General features: G+C 33.1%; 7 protein-coding genes. All 7 read left to right on the forward strand.

What is annotated here, in order from left to right; translation table 11 throughout:
* Positions 1-9: 9 nt before the first annotated feature.
* The 7 genes from MHH25_RS07220 to MHH25_RS07250 all read left to right on the forward strand — a co-directional run bounded on the left by MHH25_RS07220 (position 10) and on the right by MHH25_RS07250 (position 21,357).
* Entirely contained in the window at positions 10-10,218 is a 10,209-nt protein-coding gene (locus MHH25_RS07220; protein WP_340019605.1) for an amino acid adenylation domain-containing protein, read from the forward strand.
* A 36-nt stretch (positions 10,219-10,254) separates the two neighbouring features.
* Positions 10,255-11,520 (forward strand): ACP S-malonyltransferase, encoded by a 1,266-nt coding sequence (locus tag MHH25_RS07225; protein WP_340019606.1) that lies wholly within the window; start codon positions 10,255-10,257, stop codon positions 11,518-11,520.
* Positions 11,520-16,112: an SDR family NAD(P)-dependent oxidoreductase gene (locus tag MHH25_RS07230; RefSeq protein ID WP_340019607.1), complete on the forward strand. Its 4,593-nt coding sequence runs from the start codon at positions 11,520-11,522 to the stop codon at positions 16,110-16,112. The genes MHH25_RS07225 and MHH25_RS07230 overlap by 1 nt, the downstream gene beginning before the upstream one ends.
* 21 nt (positions 16,113-16,133) lie before the next feature.
* Complete coding sequence (locus MHH25_RS07235; RefSeq protein ID WP_340019608.1) at positions 16,134-17,390, forward strand: macrolide family glycosyltransferase; 1,257 nt, start codon at positions 16,134-16,136, stop codon at positions 17,388-17,390.
* A gap of 14 nt (positions 17,391-17,404) precedes the next feature.
* Entirely contained in the window at positions 17,405-18,160 is a 756-nt protein-coding gene (locus tag MHH25_RS07240) for an SPASM domain-containing protein (RefSeq protein WP_340019609.1), read from the forward strand.
* Between the two features lie 1,176 nt (positions 18,161-19,336).
* Positions 19,337-19,573, forward strand: a complete 237-nt coding sequence (locus tag MHH25_RS07245) for a phosphopantetheine-binding protein (protein WP_340019610.1) — start codon at positions 19,337-19,339, stop codon at positions 19,571-19,573.
* A gap of 26 nt (positions 19,574-19,599) precedes the next feature.
* Positions 19,600-21,357 carry an ABC transporter ATP-binding protein gene (locus MHH25_RS07250; RefSeq protein ID WP_340019612.1) on the forward strand — a complete coding sequence of 586 codons (1,758 nt, stop codon included), beginning with the start codon at positions 19,600-19,602 and terminating at the stop codon, positions 21,355-21,357.
* Positions 21,358-21,362 lie beyond the last annotated feature (5 nt).

Consider the following 21,362-nt stretch of genomic DNA (forward strand, 5'->3'; position numbering starts at 1 on the left):
GGAGTAACCATGAGACAAATAAAGATTGATAATACTATTCTATTATCTAAAATGTTTACCGAGGCAGAAGAGTATTGGGAGAATAAAATGCAAGGCTGCTTTCTACCAACTATGTTACCGTCAAGTCATAATAATTGTCGGAATAACAACAACTCACTGGGTTGTATATCAAAAGTTTTTCCTCCTGAACTGTTAAAGATTCTTAATGAAAAGTCTAAAAATCACGATTTAGCAAAGTACACAATTTTACTTACAATATTGAAAATATTAATATATAAATATACGGACCAAACAGATACATTTATTGGTTCTCCAGTTTTTGCTACAGATGAAGAGCAGGATCTTTATAATCTAGGCATATTAATCCGCGATGTGATTTCAGAAGATCATACTTTTTCTAAGATTTTAGCAGGGGTCAAAGATTCCGTTAGTAAAGGGTATGAATATCAATATTATCCATTCTCTGTTTTAGAAAAGAAATTACACCTTATAGATCATGACATCCAACCTTTTAATATTATCTTTGAATCAGAAAAGCTACACAGTAAAGAAATAACAAACCAATTGATCGAACAATATCCGAATGATTTACTGTTTACGTATACGGAATCTAATAATAGTGGATTGTTCAATATACAATTTAATTCAAGTAAATATGATGAAAAATTTATCAATAAATTATTTGAACAATATACAAGTATTTTAGAACAAACTGTTAGAAATACGGAGATTAGGATAAGTGAAATTCAAATTTCTAATGAATCGGATATTAATACAATATTAAAAAAATTCAATAACACAGAAACTACCATTAATTATAATGGTATTCTAGTATTATTTGAGGAGCAAGTAGATAGAACACCAAATAATATAGCACTGATAGGAGAATCATCTCTAACTTATCGTCAATTAGATGATCGAGCAAATCAATTATCAAGATATTTGTATGAAAATCAAGTTATAGAGGATAAACCCTTTATAGGAATTTTAATAGAAAGATCGGTTGAGTTTGTTATCTCTGTTTTAGCTATTTTAAAAGCATGTAAAGTTTACGTTCCTATCAACCCTGATTATCCAGAAGAGCGAATAATAAGTATGATTAATGAGGTTGGCGTATGTACAATAATCTCTATGAAAAAACACATCAAGTTACTAAATAAATTACAATGGGAATGCCCATCTTTTGATTACTTTATGTGTTTAGATAGTGAAAATGTTTTGTTAGAAGAGGAACTGGAAAAAAGCGGATTTATGAATGAAGATCTCTGGAATTTCGTTGGGCAAGAAGCAAACGATGATATTGCTAGTGGTGGATGGGTAAACAGTTATACTGCGGAATTGTTTACCTTAAAAGAAATGGAGGAATACTCCAATAATATTTTACTTAAATTAAAAAAATTCCTGCATAAAGATACAAGGGTTTTAGAGATTGGATGTAGTTCGGGGATTACAATGTTCAATCTTGCTCCTCATGTAGGGTTTTATTATGGGATAGATATGGCTAGCGCGACAATTAAGAAAAATGAATCTCGGATTCAGCGAGAGGGAATAGATAATATTAAAGTTGTTTGTATGCAAGCCCATGAGATATTGGATATTGACCAAAAGGATTTTGACATAGTTATTATTAATAGTACTATTCAATGCTTTCATGGTCATAATTACCTAAAAAAAATTATTAATTCTGCCATTCATCTTGTAAAGGATAGTGGCATTCTTTTTTTAGGTGATATCATGGATTTAGAAGAAAAAAGATCTTTAATATCAAGCACTACAGAGTATAAAAAAAATAATCCTCAACATAAAACAAAAATAGATTGGAATGAAGAATTGTTTATATCTAGAGCATTTTGTGAGGATTTAAAGGCAGATATTAAGGGAGTTGTCGAAGTAGAAATATCAGATAAAATCTATACTATTGAAAATGAATTGACAAGATACCGCTTTGACTGTCTCTTGAGGATTGATAAGAATAATACCACAGTGAATGAAGCGAAAAAGCATAAGTATCAGCATGGACTAAATAACTTAAAACAATATAATACCGATCGTTTAAATATACAAAGTGATGCTGAAGATCCTGTATATACAATATATACATCGGGATCTACTGGAAAACCAAAGGCAGTAACTGTTAATCACTATGCATTTTATAACTTGGTTAAATGGTATATAGAAGAATTTGAGATTGATGAACAAGATAATGTATTATTCATTGCCCCAACATGTTTTGATCTTGCACAAAAAAATATTTTCGCTCCGTTGTTAAAGGGGGGGACACTTACTATACATCAAGGAAACCTTATTGATTATAAAAAAGTTATTGATACAATCGATTCCTTCAATGTTACTATCATAAATTGCACACCAAGTGCATTTTACCCAATTATTGAATTGAACTCTAATTATGAACAAATATCATCGTTAAGGTATGCTTTTCTTGGAGGAGAACCGATCAATACTTTAAGGCTTTCACCTTGGTTCGAGTCTACCGATTGTCAGGCCGAAATTATTAATACTTATGGACCAACCGAGTGTACAGATATAGCAACATCATTTAGACTAACTAAGGGTCTAGATATGCATACTGTACCTATTGGCAAGCCTATTCGTAACGTTAAAGTATATATTTGTGATAAGAATTTCTCTCTATTACCAGTAGGAATGATTGGTGAACTTTGTATTGGTGGGATTGGCGTTTCTGGAGGTTATAATAATAATATAGATCTATCAAATACTAAATTTATAGATAATCCATTCGAGCTTGGAGAAAAGATGTATAGAACAGGAGACTTTGCAAGATGGTTACCTGATGGCAATATTGAATATGCGGGTAGGATGGATGATCAAATAAAGATTCGCGGTTATCGAATCGAACTAGAAGAGATCGAAAATACGTTGTTAAGATATGAAGGAGTAAATGAAGCCGTTGTTATTTCAAAAAATAATACAGGTCAAGAAGATCAACATCTATCTGCATTTATAGTGACAGATCAAGAGGTGTCGATCAAAGAACTCCGAGAGTACTTGTCGAGATTCTTGCCCGATTATATGCTGCCTTCTTATTTCTTAGAGTTAGATCATATACCACTTACGCCTAATGGGAAAGTCAATCGTAAAGCTCTAAGTCAGTTGAATCTTCATACTCCATTGAATAATGAATATGAAGGCCCTGAAAATGATATTCAATTCAAGCTTATAGATCTTTGGCAAGAAATTTTAGGAAGAGACTCTATTGGGATACATGATAATTTCTTTGAATTAGGTGGACATTCGCTCAAAGCAACTACTTTAATGTATAAAGCTAATAAAGTATTTGGAGTTGATATCCCTTTACGAGAGATTTTCAATAAACAAACTATAAAAGCACTAGCCCATTTCATTGAAATAGCTACAACTAATGTATATGCTGCCATTCAGCCTATAGAAAATAAAGCTTACTATTCATTGTCATCTGCACAAAGAAGGCTATTTATCTTAAATGAGATGGAAGAGGAAAACACAAGTTATAATAGTCCGTTTGCAGTTAGAGTTAAAGGGGATTTAGATGAAAGGAAACTTAAAGAGGTTGTCATGACCTTAGCTCAAAGACATGAAGGATTACGGAGCACTTTCGCTTTTAAAGACACAGAACCTGTTCAAATCATCCATCCCCATGTCGATATTGAAGTACAGACATTTGAAAGTCATGAGGAAGGAATACAAGACTGCATAGATGAATTTATTCAACCGTTTAAGTTGACAGAAGCCCCGTTATTTCGACTGGGGCTTATTCGAATGGACAAGCATAGCTCTGTACTAATTTTTGATATTCATCACATTGTATCCGATGGGACTTCTTTGAATATTCTCATTAAAGAGTTTATTGCGCTATATAGCGAAAAGAGTTTGTCTCCTCTACGAATTCAGTATAAGGATTTTGCAGCGTGGCAAAACAACGTACTTACTTCTGATTCTATAACTAAGCAAGAAAAGTATTGGGTGAACCGATTTAGTGGAATGCTACCTGTCCTAGATCTTCCAACGGACTATCCAAGACCCACTATCCGTCAGTTAGAAGGAGATCGGTTTGATTTCAAAATTGGTAAGGAATTAGCGGACAATATCCAAAAATTAGCACACGATACGGGAACAACGTTATATATGATTTTGTTGGCAGGCTATAATGTATTACTCTCAAAATATACAAGACAAGATGACATTATAGTAGGCTCGCCAATTGAAGGAAGGCATCATACAGATGTAGAGGCTGTTGTTGGAATGTTTGTGAATATATTAGCCATGCGGAATCAACCATCATCTGAAAAAACAGTAGCTGAATTTTTACAAGAGGTGAAGGAGAATTGTTTAGAAGCTTATGAAAACCAGGAATATCAATTTGAGTCGTTAATAGAAAGGTTGCATATTGAGCGGGATCTTAGCCGTAATCCATTGTTTGATACGATGTTTATCCTTCAAAATATGAACATGGAAAAAATGAAGATGGATGGATTGGTATTCTCGCCATACTCTTTAAAAACAAACGCTTCAAAGTATGATATAGCTCTCCAAGCCTATGAAAATGAGGGTGAAATTATATGTAGTATAGAATACAGTACAGCATTATTTAAACAGAAAACCATTGAACGTTTGGCTAAGCATTATTGTAATATTATGAGTCAATTTCTGCTAACTAATAGAAAAATAGCACAAATCGAGTTAATGGACGAAACTGAAAGAATTAAGTTGTTAGATCTGTTTAATAAAGCAGAGAAATATGATGTGAGTAAATTAACTATTCATGAATTATTTGAGAGTCAAGTGACCCTTTCACCAGAGAGTCCAGCTGTAGTATGTAATGGAGAAACTCTAAGTTTTAAAGAATTAAATCATCGAGCCAACTGTGTTGCCATAGGGTTAAGAAAACATGGAGTTAAGTCAGGTAGTGTGGTTGGTTTATTGGTTAATAGATCTCAGAATATGATGGTTGGGCTCTTAGCAATTCTAAAAGCAGGAGCCGCTTACGTACCAATTGATCCTTTTTATCCAAAAGAAAGAATTAGCTATATGCTCAAACATAGTGGAGCCGATATTTTACTAACTCAATTTCAATATGATCAAGAAGCGTCTGTTTTTGATATTAAAAAATTATTTATTGAGAGTATAGAATTTGACAAAAAACGAACTAATGTTCCTGTTCTTCACGAATCACAAGACGATATGGCTTACCTAATTTACACCTCGGGGTCAACGGGGAATCCCAAAGGGGTAAAAATAGCACATCACTCTGTAGTGAATTTTATTGAGGGAGCATGTGTTCATATCCCTATCTGTGAAGGGAGTGTGTTTTTATCCTTAACATCAATCTCATTCGATATTTTTGTACTGGAGACACTTCTACCTTTAATTAAAGGAGCTACCGTTATCTTAGCAAACGATGAGGAATGTAAAGATCCTAATGCGACATTGGATTTAATCACAAAGCATAATGTTGATATAATGCAAGTGACCCCTTCGAGATTAGGAATGCTCTTAAATAATACTGATAACACCTCTTCCCTTGGAAACTTGAAATATATTGCAGTCGGTGGTGAGGCTGTTTCTATTACATTAATTAATAAATTTAGAATGAATTCAAAAGCACAAATATTTAATATGTATGGTCCTACAGAAACAACAGTTTATTCGATGATAGAAAACTTGACGAACTGTAAAAAAATTACCATAGGTCAACCCATTACAAACACAAGAATATATATTGTTGATAAAGATAAAAACCTACAACCATTTGGTATTCAAGGTGAATTATGTATATCTGGTGAGGGATTGGCATCAGGCTATCATAAAGATGATATCAAGACTCAACAAAAATTTATAGATAATCCATTCGAGCCTGGAGAAAAGATGTATAGAACAGGAGACTTTGCAAGATGGTTACCTGATGGCAACATTGAATATGCGGGTAGGATGGATGATCAAGTTAAGATTCGTGGTTATCGAATCGAACTAGAAGAGATCGAAAGTACGTTGTTAAGATATGAAGGAGTAAATGAAGCCGTTGTTGTTGCAAAAAATAATACAGGCCAAGAAGATCAACATCTATCTGCATTTATAGTGACAGATCAAGAGGTGTCGATCAAAGAACTCCGAGAGTACTTGTCGAGATTCTTGCCCGATTATATGCTGCCTTCTTATTTCTTAGAGTTAGATCATATACCACTTACGCCTAATGGGAAAGTCAATCGTAAAGCTCTAAGTCAGTTGAATCTTCATACTCCATTGAATAATGAATATGAAGGCCCTGAAAATGATATTCAATTCAAGCTTATAGATCTTTGGCAAGAAATTTTAGGAAGAGACTCTATTGGGATACATGATAATTTCTTTGAATTAGGTGGACATTCGCTCAAAGCAACTACTTTAATGTATAAAGCTAATAAAGTATTTGGAGTTGATATCCCTTTACGAGAGATTTTCAATAAACAAACTATAAAAGCACTAGCCCATTTCATTGAAATAGCTACAACTAATGTATATGCTGCCATTCAGCCTATAGAAAATAAAGCTTACTATTCATTGTCATCTGCACAAAGAAGGCTATTTATCTTAAATGAGATGGAAGAGGAAAACACAAGTTATAATAGTCCGTTTGCAGTTAGAGTTAAAGGGGATTTAGATGAAAGGAAACTTAAAGAGGTTGTCATGACCTTAGCTCAAAGACATGAAGGATTACGGAGCACTTTCGCTTTTAAAGACACAGAACCTGTTCAAATCATCCATCCCCATGTCGATATTGAAGTACAGACATTTGAAAGTCATGAGGAAGGAATACAAGACTGCATAGATGAATTTATTCAACCGTTTAAGTTGACAGAAGCCCCGTTATTTCGACTGGGGCTTATTCGAATGGACAAGCATAGCTCTGTACTAATTTTTGATATTCATCACATTGTATCCGATGGGACTTCTTTGAATATTCTCATTAAAGAGTTTATTGCGCTATATAGCGAAAAGAGTTTGTCTCCTCTACGAATTCAGTATAAGGATTTTGCAGCGTGGCAAAACAACGTACTTACTTCTGATTCTATAACTAAGCAAGAAAAGTATTGGGTGAACCGATTTAGTGGAATGCTACCTGTCCTAGATCTTCCAACGGACTATCCAAGACCCACTATCCGTCAGTTAGAAGGAGATCGGTTTGATTTCAAAATTGGTAAGGAATTAGCGGACAATATCCAAAAATTAGCACACGATACGGGAACAACGTTATATATGATTTTGTTGGCAGGCTATAATGTATTACTCTCAAAATATACAAGACAAGATGACATTATAGTAGGCTCGCCAATTGAAGGAAGGCATCATACAGATGTAGAGGCTGTTGTTGGAATGTTTGTGAATATATTAGCCATGCGGAATCAACCATCATCTGAAAAAACAGTAGCTGAATTTTTACAAGAGGTGAAGGAGAATTGTTTAGAAGCTTATGAAAACCAGGAATATCAATTTGAGTCGTTAATAGAAAGGTTGCATATTGAGCGGGATCTTAGCCGTAATCCATTGTTTGATACGATGTTTATCCTTCAAAATATGAACATGGAAAAAATGAAGATGGATGGATTGGTATTCTCGCCATACTCTTTAAAAACAAACGCTTCAAAGTATGATATAGCTCTCCAAGCCTATGAAAATGAGGGTGAAATTATATGTAGTATAGAATACAGTACAGCATTATTTAAACAGAAAACCATTGAACGCTTGGCTAAGCACTATTGTAGAGTAGTAGATCAATTAGTAGCAGCACCAATGCAAAGCTTAGGCAGCATAAACTTCATCACAGATGCAGAACAAAGGCAAATTCTCAGCAAGTTTAATAAGCAGAATTCTCAAGAAAAACTGAATTATATGACAGTTCTAGAGATGTTTGAACATAAAGTATTAGAAACACCTCATCAGCTAGCAATTGTTAATCAAGAAGGTTCAATCACATATGAAAAATTGTATCTAAATGTTAATAAGTTAGCTTTGAAATTAAGAAAACAAGGGGTGGAATTGGGCAGTAGAGTAGGTATTGTTATGGATAATTCTCCAGAAGTTATTCTAGGGATCTTAGCCATTTGGAAGGCTGGAGGGGCCTATGTACCGATTCATATTCATCTTCCAGAGGCTAGAAGAAAAGCAATAATGAACGACAGCGAAGTGAGCCTTATTCTTACACAATACAAGTATATCCATGAAATGCAGGGTAGTGCCTGTATATTTGTGGAATTCAAGGATATTAGAGATGAAGTCCCAATTAATAATCAGGATATACAATGTAAAACTCCTAAGGATAGCCTAGCTTATATTGTATATACGTCTGGTTCTTCAGGAAAACCCAAAGGAGTTATGGTTGAACATAGGGGAATAGCCAACACAATTAAATGGAGAAAGGAAGAATATCTGCTTAACAGAAAGGATACTGTTTTAAATTTATTCAATTATTCATTTGATGGATTTTTAACGAGTGTTTTCACCACACTTGTGTCTGGTGCAAGTCTTGTTTTATTAGAGGATAATGAAGTAAGAGATATGCATGCCATTATAAAAAGTATTAAAATTCATCAGATTACGCATTTTATTTCAGTTCCTACTTTATTTGCGAGTCTCTTGCAGCATATGTCACCTTCAGATGCGGAAAGTTTAAGAATTATAACTCTGGCGGGAGAGTCATTTGATTCTAGTATCATTGAAAGATCAAAGTTATTAAATGATACATTAGAAATTGTGAATGAATACGGACCTACTGAAATCAGTGTAGTTGCGACAATTAAAAGAAATGTTTCTTCACATGATAATAATGTAATTGGTATACCTATTCATAATACGAGGGTTACTATTCTCAATAATGATAATCAACTGATGCCTGTTGGGGTAATAGGAGAAATTGTCTTATCCGGAGAAGGAATAGCAAAAGGGTATGTAAATGAAGATGTGCTAACGATGAATAAATTTCAGATGCATCCCTATATGAGTGAATTAATGTATAGGACAGGTGACCTAGGTAGGTGGCTAGAAGATGGTTCCATTCAATATTTAGGAAGAATAGATCAACAAGTAAAAGTGAGTGGTTACCGGATAGAATTAGATGAGATTGAGAAGAGTTTACTCGGGTACAATAAAATGACTTCTTGTGCTGTAACAGTAAGGAAGAATAAGGGGGGGAATCAATATTTAGTCGCCTATTACACTTCCGGTGAACAATTAGATCAAGAGGAAATTAACGAATATGTAAGTAAGGTACTTCCCAATTATATGGTCCCTAAGATATATGTCTATTTAGAAGCTATGCCAGTTCTCTATAATGGAAAGTTAGATAAAGCAAGCTTACCAGAAAATGAGGAATTATATTCATCAGCCATCCGAAATGATGATAACACATTAACGGAAACGGAAAATCTGCTGGTAAAAATGTGGCAAGAAATTTTAGGGGAAGATAATATCGTCATTCATGATTCGTTTTTTGAACTTGGGGGTACCTCTTTGGAGTTAGTTGCATTCCAATATAAAATAAAAGAGGTTTTTTCTAGTCCCATTAATATAACGGAATTTTTTATACATTCTAGTATATCTAAATTAGCTAAGTATATAGACTCTCATCAAAATCCGGATGTTTTGTTGAAATTCGTAAATATGCCGACTTACTTTTTTAATCCGAATACAGGAGATCAGGCGGGAGGAGAATTAAAAGTAAGATTAGAAAATGAGCTATTCGATAAACTTAATTCATTTTCAGCTCACTACGAATTATCTTTATTTGATATTCTTTTAGCTTCTTTTATTTATATCTTACATGATCAATCTGAAGAATCAATAATAGGAATGAATGTACTGAAACTCGGGAAATTGAAGACATTCAATATAAATTTTGATGGATTAGAAGATCCAATTGAATATTTATATAAAGTAAAAAGAGAGGTGGAAAGTGAGAAAGATATTTGGGAGAATATCTCTTCTTTTAATTTGAAAAATAAAGAAAAAAATCAGATTATCCCTTTGTTTTTCGATTGTTCCAATCCCTTTCCTGATGTAGTCTTTGATATTCTTTTCCAAGTAATATGTAGTGAAAATCATATGATTTTAACGTGTAAGTTTGATGGCCAACGCATAAAGGTAGAAAACATCGAAGAACTACTGGAAAAACAACTTATTTTATTAGAAAAAATTTCCTGTTTACAAATAGACTTACAACCTAAATGATATTGAGATCGAAAGGAAGATAAAGGAGAGAATGAGTTGAGATATGCCGCGTTATTTCCAGGACAAGGGGCCCAATATGTTGGAATGGGAGAAGAATTGTATAAAAAACATTCAATAGCTAGAGAAATTTTTGATGAGGCAAGTGAAGTTTTAAACAGAGATATGACAAAACTCTGTTTTAATAGCACAGAAACTGATCTTAAAAGAACGGATAATGCACAAGTAGGTATTCTAACAGTTAGTGTAGCTTCGTTTTATGTTTTTATGAAGCAGTATGGAATTCAACCCCTTATGTGTGCTGGACATAGTTTAGGGGAATATAGTGCATTAGTATGCTCAGAGGCATTAACATTTTCAGAAGCTTTAACGTTAGTTTCACATCGAGGTAAATTTATGCATGAAGCTTCTTTGCAGAAGCAGGGAGTGATGGTGTCGATCTCTCATACGGATCAAGCAACAATAGAGAATTACTGCAAGGAATTTTCAAGAGGAAATCTCATTGCTGAAATATCTTGTATTAATTCATCTAATCAAGTTGTGGTCTCATGCAATAAAGAGGTTGTATCTCTATTTGTTGAAAAAGTAGGAGGTCATGCGACAGTTTTAGATGTTGGTGGGGCTTTTCATAGCCCCCTAATGCTTCATGCAGCTAAGCTTTTTAAAAAAGAATTAGTAAAAACTAAATTTAAATGCCCTATATTTCCTGTTATATCGAATGTATTTGGGAAACCTTACGCTTATGATAGAGATCATGTAGAAATTTTGAGTAGACAAATTTTGGAACCTGTAGATTGGCTAAATACGATGAAATTTATTGAAGGAGAGAATGTGAAGTACACGATTGACTTTGGTCCGAAAACAATTGTGGGGAACTTAATACAAAGAAATTATCCATTATTAACAGGATTATCTGTGAATAGTGAGAAAGACATGCATCTTTTTCAAAAGGAATTGAAAGAAGTTGACAAAGAAAGAATTAAACTTTTAAAGCTTTGTTGCAAAATAGCAGTTTCTACAAAAAATTATACTTGTAATGATAGGCATAGTTATCAAGAATATGTTCTTAGACCATATCAAAGTATTTGTAACACAATAAATTTGGCTGAGAATAATGAAATATCGTTAAGGGATGAGCAGGTCATTGAGGCGATACAAATGTTGCTGCAAGTCTTTAAGATGAAAGGAATAGGTAATGAAGAGGTAAGGAATAGGTTAGATAGTATTTTGCGTGAGATAAATTTTAATCATACCTGTTATCACATATTCATAATAAATCAACTCATGAAGGAGATTAATACTTAATGAAATCTAAGCTATTTGATCTAGGAAGTACTCATAAAGATTATCGGCCTGAAATTGAGAAGATCAATAAAAATGACATTGCGATTATTGGTATGAGTGGTAAATTTCCACAAGCTAATAATATTCGTGAATATTGGCGAAATCTAATTGATAAAATCGATTGTATAAGCAATTTAAACAAAATTCGTGAAGAAGATGTCAAGGATATCGTTAATAGTCTGAATCTCCATGAGGAGGAATACCAATTTTTAGAACTGGGTTATTTGGATAATATTGATAAATTTAATTATGATTTTTTTAATCTTTCTCCTAAAGAAGCAGAGTTAATGGATCCTACTCAAAGACTGTTCTTAGAAACGTCTTGGTCTATTCTAGAGGATGCAGGATATGGTGGTGGGAGGGCAAAGAGTAGTAAAACAGGTGTTTTTTTAGGATACAGTGAGAACTCAGTTATTAATTATAGAACGCTAATATATGTAAATCAAAAATCTAGCTACAACATGGCCACTCCAGGTAATCTGAAATCTATAACAGCAAGTAGAATCGCCTATCTTCTGGATCTAAAAGGACCCGCGATTGTTGTGGATACCGCATGTTCTTCTTCTTTAGTAGCGGTCCATTTGGCATGTCGTTCAATTAAAAATGGTGATTGTGATATGGCCCTTGTTGGGGGTATAAACTTATATCTAGTTCCTATAAAGGGTTCTTCGGAAATCAAAATAGGTATTGAATCTTCTAATAACAGAACACGTACTTTTGATGATTCTTCTGATGGAACGAGTATGGGGGAAGGAGTTGGAGGTATACTCATCAAGCCTTTATACAAAGCATTAGAAGATGGAGATCATATTTATGCGGTTATCAAAGGAAGTGCCATAAATCAAGACGGCCATTCGATGAGTTTAACTTCGCCAAATCCTGCAGCACAAGCTGATGTAATCTTAAGTGCTTGGAAGGATGCTGGAATTGATCCAACTACAATTACTTATATTGAGGCGCATGGAACTGGAACAAAGTTAGGGGACCCAGTAGAGATCAGTGCTATTCAACAAGCTTTCAGTCAGTTTACCGAGAAAAAACAATTCTGCGCTGTAGGCTCTGTTAAAAGTAATATTGGACATCTAGATAGTGCAGCTGGGATAGCCGGTATAATTAAAGCATCACTTGCATTACAAAATAAAGAGATTCCAGCAACATTACATTTCAATTATCCCAATAAACAAATTGATTTTATGAATTCACCAGTGTACATCAGTGATGAGCATCATAAATGGAGTGATTCTAAAAATCCACTACGATGTGGGGTTAGCTCATTCGGTATGAGCGGAACCAATTGCCATATTGTCATGGAGGAAGCCCCAATATCTTTCTGTAAGTCTGAAGCTTACTTACCTGAATATAATCTGTTACCTATTTCCTCAAAAGATGAAAACTCTTTAAGGGAACTAGTACAAGAGTATATCTATTGTTTTGAAGATATAGAAAAGTATCGAGTGGAGGACGTTTGTTTTACTGCAAGCACAGGCAGAGGACACTATAACACGCGGTTAATTATAATGTTTAAAGATTGGGAGGACTTGAAACTTAAATTACAAAAAATATTAGGGTCTAAAGAAATTCATAATTCTTCAGAATATATTTTTTTTACAAATGATATAAAAAACAGGGTAAAATTTTTAAACCATGGAAAAAGTGATGAAGAGATCATCTGCGAATCATATATTAATGGAGCAAATATTGATTGGGAGGCTTTACATAGCAATGGAAGAAAGTTTAAAGTCAGTTTACCCTCATACCCATTTAACGGTAAGAGATGTTGGATAAAATCAAGTGGGAATTATGTTAAAAATAAAGAGTCCGACAAAATTGTTGATTTATTGTATTCAAATAACTGGAAAGAAGAAAAACAAGGTGAGAATTTTAATAATCATGAGTGCATTATGATTATTCGTAAACAAGATCAGCTTTCCAATAAACTTATTACAAGTTTAAGAAAAGATGGAAAACGTGTTATTGTAGTTAATTTATCAACCTGTTTCCAGAAAATTGATAATGAGCATTATACTATAGGGCATACGATAGAAGATTACGAGACATTATTTAAGAATATAACTCTTTCAAAAGTCTCACAGATTATACACATGTCTTCTCTTAGTTCCCCAACTCTTAGAACGAGTTGGGATGAATTGGAAGATAAACTTAATAGTGGTTTATATAATTTATATAGCTTATATAAAACACTATGTTTGCAAACATATTCACATAAAATCGAGATTGCAATAATTACTGATTATGCTCAAAGGGTAGATGGAACGGAAGAAATAATACGACCTGAAAATGCTACTATAATAGGTTTTGGTAAGGCATTATCAATGGAATCGCTACACATTAATTTTAAAAATATTGATATTGATGTGCATACAACTAAAGATGAAGTGATAGAGGAATTAAATACATCAAGCTCAAATTATCAAGTTGCTTATAGAAGGGGAATACGGTGGGTAATCGAACTGGAAAAAGCTGGTTTAACTGAAAGAAAGCAAAACGGTTCTAAATTAGTAGATGACGGTGTTTATATTGTAACGGGTGGTGCTGGAGGAATTGGTTTAGAAGTTTGCAAATATATAGCTTCAAATGCCCAAGTGAAAATTGTTGTCTTAGCTAGAAGTGAATATCCACAGAAAAAAGATTGGAAGAATATAATGGAGAGCTCTGATGATGATATTCTAAAAAATAAGCTTAGAGCATTTGAAAAAATCGAGAATGAAGGTAGTCAGATTTATTATTATTCCGTAGATATTTCTGATTATGTACACACAAAAAAGGTAATTAAAGAAATTAAAAATCGTTTTGGGAAAATCAATGGTATATTTCATACTGCGGGAGTTTCAGGAAATGGATTCGCTTTTAATAAAAATATAGAAGAAATCAGAAATGTACTTCGTCCAAAGGTACAAGGCGCATGGATACTTCATGAACTAACAAAAACTGATCATTTGGATTTTTTTGTGATGTTTTCTTCACTTACTTCTATTGTATCTGCACCTGGACAAAGTGATTATACTGCTGCAAATTGCTTCCTCGATTCATTATCCATGATGCGTCAGTTAGAAGGATTAAATTCAATTTCTATAAACTGGGGGGGGTGGAAGGAAGTTGGTATGTCTGTAGATCACAATTTAAGTGACGAACATAGCAAGGTAAAGCTGATGGGTACTCAAAAAGCTTTAAATGCATTAGATTACGTAATTCATAGTAATATCACGAATATTGCTGTCTTAGAAATTGATCACCAAAATCTAGATGAGCGAGACTCGAATTGTGCAATAGAGATAATTAAAGAAAGTCGAACTACTATTGAGATCGTATCATCCATTTGGAATGAAATTCTAGGAAGAAATAATATCGATATAGATGATGATTTTGTGAAGGCTGGAGGCAATTCAATCAGCGCTATAAATTTAATTTCACAAATACAACAACAATTTAAAATTGAGTTACCGCAGCATTTTATGATTGAAGTCCCAACAATTAAGAGAATGACTAATTATCTTGAAGAAAATGCTTATTCTCAAACAACAATCATTGAAGATATTGAACCTTTTAATACGTTATATTTCAGTAGTTGCTTCTATAATTCACTGTTTCCTATACTCAAAAAATTTGACATTGATATTATGACAGTTTTAATTAATAACATTGTCTTATATGAATTTAATGAGTCTAAACCTAACGATTTTCTAGACATAGAGTATATAACATGCTCACCTATTGAAGAGATACTCAAGCAAGCGGGTGTTGGATATCACACCAAAAATATTTTGAAAAACCCTATTTCCGAAATTAAAAATTCGATAAATCAAAAACATCCAGTTATTCTTTGGGTCGATTGCTATTATGAATCTATTCGAAAGGACACTTATCTACAAAAACATCAGGATCATACATTATTAATATATGGATACAATGATAAGTTAAAAGAGTTCAATATTATTGAGCAATTAAATGGAGAAAGCCTATCTTATAGACATTGTACGATCTCCTATATTGAACTTGAAAAAGCTTATCAGGGGTATATGAAGACAGATGAAATCCCAGCAGATAGACCCTCTTTTTATGAATTTTTTAAAAGGGATGAATATGATATTCAAAAAAAATATGATTTTAATATAATATATTCAAAAAATATACTGAGTTACAAACAAAAAATAATAGAAGGTTTAGACGTGCTAATGTTATTTTGTGAAAAATATAAGAATGAAATAGATGAAGAAAAATTATTGAAAAAAAATGGACATATTTTTCTTGGAACTATGAATGAAATAATCAATGGAAAAAAAGCTGAGAGATATATTTTTGAAAACTTGATGAAAGATAATACTTTTGATGAACTTATATCTTTGAATCATTCTATATGTACGATTTGGAGCCTTTTAAGGATTCCTATAGGCAGATATTTATTTGGTTCGAAATATAACAAAAATAGTTTTGTGGAATCGTTAAGAAGAATAGAAGAGATTATAGAGAAGGAAACACTTTACTACAATAAGCTTTTTGAAGTATTAGAAATAAATATCCAATCCCTTAAATAATTGAGATAAGGAATGATTTATTTGTCTACTGTAATTATATTTAGTTATCCTCTTTTTGGTCATGTGAATTATGGGTTGAAGATTGCAAAAGCATTAAAAGAAAGGAATGAGGAAGTATATTATTATTCAACACTTGACTTTAAAGAGATGATTGAGGGGAGTGGTATTCATTTCAAGGAATATAAAAAACTTAGAATGATTGGTGAAAATAATAACAAAGCAGAAGAAGATGGGCTGAAAGGTCTGTATGAGTTAGGTGTCCATATTCTAGAAACTACAGAATTAATACTTCAAAATGATCTAGAGGATATTAAAAACCTTAAGGCAGATTATATTATATATGATTCATTTGCTTATTGGGGAAATAAAATATCAGGCTTACTAAATGTCCCAGCAATTTCTTCAATTACTTGTTATGCGTATAACAATTCAATGATAAAAAAAGATCCAAAAGGCTTTATTAAAAATGTACTTCAAGCCGAAAACAATCCCTTACTATCGAAAGGTGATTATCGAACTTTAAAGAGATTATTAGACATTTATTCAGTAAAATTAAGAGAAAAATACAACGACCCAAACTTTATAATCACAGATACTTTTTTTAGTTCCGAAAATCTCAATCTTGTTTTCACTTCAAAAATGCTTCAATCTTATCCAGAAACATTTGATAAACGTTACTTATTTGTGGGCCCATTAATTGATGCTCCGAAAAGTGAAATGTCACCTTTTTTTCAAGAAATTTATAGTGGTACTAATAATATTGTTTATATTTCATTGGGAACTGTCTTCAATAATAATAAGCAATTTTTCTTAGAGTGTTTCAAAGCTTTTAGTAATGAGGATGCTAAAGTATTTATGAGTATTGGCCATAATGTCTCAATTGAGGAATTGGGAGAGATCCCTACTAATTTTATAATTGATCATTTTTTACCTCAAGTTGAAATTTTGAAACAGGCAGACTTATTTATTACACATGGAGGAACAAATAGTGTTAGAGAAGCGCTATTTTTTGGTGTACCAATGATCGTTATTCCGCAAGGGGCAGACCAGTATGTAATGAGTGAAGATATCGAGCGTTTAAGACTAGGTATAAGTATGGATCGAGAGCAAGTTACTGGAAAAGAACTACTTTCATGTTGGAAAAATATCCTTCTAAATAAAAAGGGATACAAACATAATTGTAATTTAGTGTCACAATCCTTGAAAAATAGCGGGGGTCTACTTCGTATTTTAGATGAGATTGATCAATTCAAAAAGGAATATACTATTACTCAATGAAAGAGGAGATATTTATGAATTTAAGTAAACTGTCTATATTATCATTTGAAATTGGAAACGAATGTAACTTAACTAAACAACATCCTAAGTGCCCTATTAATATACGGGAGTATAAAGAAGATCATAGTCCATTAACGACTGAAATTATTGTTAAATCAATTGAGGAGGCCGAAAAATTTGGATTTAAAGGACATGTAGCTTTTCATTTCTATAATGAGCCTTTGCTATATAAAGATAGAATCGAAGAAGTGATAGACGCCAAACCAGACTCGAAGTATTTATTATGGTCAAATGGTTTATTACTGAATCCTAAAATCGAGGATAATCAGATTTTGAAGAAATTCGAACAAGTTGTAATCACATGCTACTATAGTAAAAAAATGGACTTTTTTAACAGAATTAAAGAGTATTATGGGAATGTTGAAATTGCAACTTGGGAACTTGATGATAGAATAAATATTTATTCCAATAAACCAACAAATGTTTTGGGATGCAAGAGAGTTCAGTTTGAACTTCCCATTGATTACTATGGAAATGTGCATTTGTGCTGTAGAGATTGGAATAACAGCTATGAAATTGGTAATATAGTTAAAGATGGTTTTGAGAGCGTAGTGATGGGGAGTGCCTATCAAAATGCTGTACAGTCAGTTAATAGAAGATTATTAGATTTGAATAGTTGTCCGGGAATATGTAAATCTTGTGACGATCCTTGGTTGAGGATAGAAAGTGTAGGGAAAACTGAATCTTATCTTGAAAATAAAAATACTTAAATACTGTACTTGCCAATAATCACTTCAATAACTTGGAAGTTAAAAAGCTGACAGTATCCCTATTCCGCTCTGAACTGCGTTTTAATTTGGGCTTGGTTGTAGATATACTCAATCACGTGCTGCCCTTTCTGTAAGCGGTAGCGATGTAACCCATCGATCAAGCTTCCATGGCCTTCATAGATGCAGCACATTGAAGCAAACATCAGCAGGGACAACGGTCAATGACCTGAGCGGATCGAACCGCGCTCCATGGCCAGATGGACTTTCACGGTTCGAAAATACGTTTCAATCGTCGAACGTTTTCTGTAGTAGCTTAGAATTTCTTCATTGGTTCATGAAACATCGGTGCTTAGAAAGGTCTTCAGTTACTTGGATTCAAAACTTTTCCCTTCTTTCTAACACAGCAGCAGGACGGAGTTTTCCAAGAGATTTAGCTTACTCATAGCGATATACATGATAAGCGGAGGAGCCGATGGTCACCAGATCGGTATCCGATTTCGTGATGTAAGAAGCAAAGCTTTTAAGCAATTGCGAATGCCTTGGGGTAGAGATACAGATGTTTTTCACACTACAAATAACACGTCAGCACATAGGTTGGCGCGTGGACATCGGGACAGCCTGGAGACATGCTGGTTCTTGAGATGAAAATGTTAAAACAGATTGTCCTGAATCATGTGCATAGCCTGTAACGAAGGCTTAGTTTTTTTACACACGGTATCGTCAAGGATCAAAAAATCGGGCTGTGATGTTACTGAGCGTTCTCCTTGATCTGCTGAAATGCTACATGTTGGGCCTTACGTTTAAAGGAAGAGTATGTTCCAGTGACCATGAGATAAGAAATGACTCAAGATTCTACGATCTCGATCCTCTAAGTTTTCCCGATGAATATCCGTTAAGGTACCCGTGAATTCAGCAGAAAGCATGCGGTCCACGAAGTGTTTGATGTGATGGAGCACCGGTTTAGTAAAATACAGTGGGAGCCTCCACTGTTTAAAAAGATTGTTCCAATGGATCTGGTGTTAATTTAATCGTATGGGACATGTCTTGTTCTTTTCTGCGTAGGGTCGTTAGTGGTGCTGCTATTTTAAGCGGAGAGTTAAGTATGTCTCTTTTTACATTTCGTGGAACTGATTTTGAGCAAGTACAGTTAAATATTAAGAAGGAACGGTGATAATCATGACAAGAACAGAAATTGAAATAAAATTGAGAGAGATTCTTAATAGTTTAATAGAAGTAGAAGAAGTTAATATGAGTTTGAAGCTTAATGAAGTAGGGGTAGACTCGATTAATCTTATTAAAATGTTAATTTTAGTAGAAGAAGCTTTTAATATTGAATTAACAGACGAGGAACTAATATCAGATAGCTATACATCATTAAATGATATGGTTTCATTTATAGAAAGAAAATTATAAATGACTCTTTTGAAAGAAGGTTAATCATGGTGTCTAAAAAAGAGAATTTTATTTATAGGTACTCAAAAAAACATGTCAATTGGTTACTAACATGCCTTCTATCTTCATTTATACTTATTGCTCTAAATATCTACAGAGCTGTAATTACAGGGGACATAGTTAATTTTTCATTGCAGAATAATACAGGGGAAATATTTGAGCAAATAATGATTTTGTTAGTTACTATTTTGGTAGGTGCGATATTAGGTTTCCTTACAAAATATGCCTCTGCTACATTTGCGGCTAAGATGTCAGCTGATATTAGAACTGATATTGTGAATCGCATAAGTAATATAAAGATGGGAACTTTGCGTAAATTAACATTAGGCGATATACAGACAAGAATAGATTGGGATACAGATTCTATTGAAAGATTTATGAAGAATGATTTGCAAAGTATGTTTATTCAACCGCTAATGGCAGTTATTGCGTCTGCCTTTATACTTTTTATTGATTGGCGGCTTTTCGTAATTAGCTTCATATTTACTCCAATTGGAATGATTATAGCATATCAATTAAATAAGAAAGCAGGGAAATGTTATCCAAGACGCGGAGAGCTTTTTTCATTGGCAAATAATGAATTTACTCAAACTGTATCAGGTATAGATATAGTTAAAACATATAAATTATCTCATTTATTTAAAAGAAGAACGGAGAAAGCATTATTGGAACTATTGGAGGAAGAACAAAAAATTTTAAAATATGTTTCTTTGCTTCAACCCATATGTACAGCAATTGCCTGGTTTCCAAGATTAACCTTTATTATATATGGTGGTTATTTAGTATTAAATAATGAAATTAATGCTGGAATTGTTGTAGCTTCAATTCAATTACTGGAATTTATTGTAGGACCTACAGTTTGGTTCCCTTTTGCATTGAATAGTTTTAATGAGACAAAGGCTTCTGTTAGGAGAGTTATTGATTTGTTAAATAAACCGGTTGAGACTAATCAAAAGCAGAAAGTTGAAGATCTTTCTTTTAAGAAAGGTGCATACGAATTAAATGGGCCTTCTCTTTGTTTTAGAAACGTTTCATTTAATTATGATACGGAGAATAGAGAGAAAGGATTAAATTCTATTAATCTAAAAGTATTCCATAATAGTAAAGTAGCAATCGTTGGACCGAGTGGGAGTGGAAAAAGCACTCTAGTGGATCTAATCGTTAGACTGAATGATCCTGATGAAGGTATTATCGAGATATTTGGACAAAACATTGAACACTATGACCTCAATGTACTCAGAGAGAATATAGCTGTAGTATCTCAAAATACTGAATTATTATCAGGGACAATTTCTCAAAATATCGTTTTTGGAAAGTTAAATATAACAGATGAAAAGATAATTGAAGCAGCTAAAAAAGCAGGCGCACATGACTTTATTATGAAATTAAAAGATGGATATAATACTATCTTGGGCGAAAATGGTATAAATTTATCTGGAGGGCAGAGACAGCGTATTGCAATAGCGAGAGCATTCTTTAAGGACTCTCCTATACTTATACTTGATGAACCTACTGCTAGTTTAGATAGTCAAATTATTAATACCATCCAAAATTCGCTAAAACAATTACAATTCGGTAGAACAGTAATTGTTATTTCTCACCGTCTATCGGAAATTCAAGATGCTAATAACATTTTTGTTATTAAAGATGGCGAAATATTAGAGGACGGAACACATCAACAGTTAATTAAAAATGAGGGAATTTATTTTGAAATGTATGAACAGAAAGTGGTTAAAGAAATTTAATAAAA

Origin of the sequence: Paenibacillus sp. FSL H3-0457 (assembly GCF_037981725.1) — a bacterium.
GTDB lineage: Bacteria > Bacillota > Bacilli > Paenibacillales > Paenibacillaceae > Paenibacillus > Paenibacillus amylolyticus.

What these genes read in the sequence shown, in the direction of transcription:
- MHH25_RS07220 (WP_340019605.1), top strand. Translation starts at nt 10, where the DNA reads ATGAGACAAATAAAGATTGATAATACTATTCTATTATCTAAAATGTTT.
- MHH25_RS07230 (WP_340019607.1), top strand. Translation starts at nt 11,520, where the DNA reads ATGAAATCTAAGCTATTTGATCTAGGAAGTACTCATAAAGATTATCGG.
- MHH25_RS07240 (WP_340019609.1), top strand. Translation starts at nt 17,405, where the DNA reads ATGAATTTAAGTAAACTGTCTATATTATCATTTGAAATTGGAAACGAA.
- MHH25_RS07245 (WP_340019610.1), top strand. Translation starts at nt 19,337, where the DNA reads ATGACAAGAACAGAAATTGAAATAAAATTGAGAGAGATTCTTAATAGT.
- MHH25_RS07250 (WP_340019612.1), top strand. Translation starts at nt 19,600, where the DNA reads ATGGTGTCTAAAAAAGAGAATTTTATTTATAGGTACTCAAAAAAACAT.